Source organism: Castellaniella sp. GW247-6E4, assembly GCF_040276065.1.
Taxonomy (GTDB): domain Bacteria; phylum Pseudomonadota; class Gammaproteobacteria; order Burkholderiales; family Burkholderiaceae_B; genus Castellaniella.
This window is the reverse complement of sequence record NZ_JBELOI010000051.1, coordinates 1-853: the sequence shown is the minus strand read 5'-3', so window position 1 is coordinate 853 and position 853 is coordinate 1. Positions and strand designations below refer to the sequence as shown.

Annotated in this window: 1 pseudogene; it reads right to left on the bottom strand. The window is 63.5% G+C overall.

What is annotated here, in order from left to right:
- Positions 1–853: pseudogene (locus ABS761_RS16890) on the bottom strand (IS3 family transposase); the annotation flags it as partial.

Genomic DNA, 853 nt, shown 5'->3' with positions numbered 1-853 from the left:
TCAAAGGCAATCGCCAGATTCTGCAGCGCCGTGGGCACGTCGGGCTTGGGCATGAAGGCGACATAGTCACGCTTGATTGTCTTCACGAAGCTCTCGGCCATGCCATTGCTCTGGGGGCTGCGCACGGGCGTGGTCAGCGGTTTCAGGCCAATGCGTCTGGCGAACTCTCGCGTCTTTGATGCGATGTAGCCCGAGCCATTATCGCTCAGCCACTCGATTGGCTGCGGCGTCTGATCGGTATTGCCGAACCGGTGTTCCAGCGCCGCCAGCATCACATTGCGCACCACGTCGCCGCTGTGCCCGGCGGTGGTCGCCGACCAACTCATCGCTTCACGGTCGCAGCAGTCCAGGGCAAAGGTCACCCGCAAGGGGCTGCCGTCATCACAGCGGAACTCGAACCCGTCAGAGCACCAGCGCTGGTTGCTTTGCGAGACTGAGACTTGGCCATCGTGGCGCCGCGCAGGCGCCTGGGGCTGCCTGCGACGTTCCAGCAGCAGACCATGGTCGCGCATCACTCGGTAGACCCGTTTGGCGTTGACCGGCGGCTCCTGCCGCTGCTCCCGATCTCGCCGCACCAGCGCCCAGACTCGCCGGTAGCCATAGCTGGGCAACTGCCCAATATGCTCATGAATCTCTTCGACCAACTCCGCATCCTGCGTCGGGCGGGCCGTGCGGCCATCGCGCCAATCCGCTGATCGTGCCAGCCTGACTGCCATGTTCGAGCGCGCCACGCCGAGGACTTCACAGACCCGCTTCACCGGTCTTCCCCTGGCAACGAGGGCGAGCGCGCAATCCATTTTTTTGAGCGGCCGTACTCCACCGCTTCGCGCAAAATCTCGTTCTCCATGGTCTT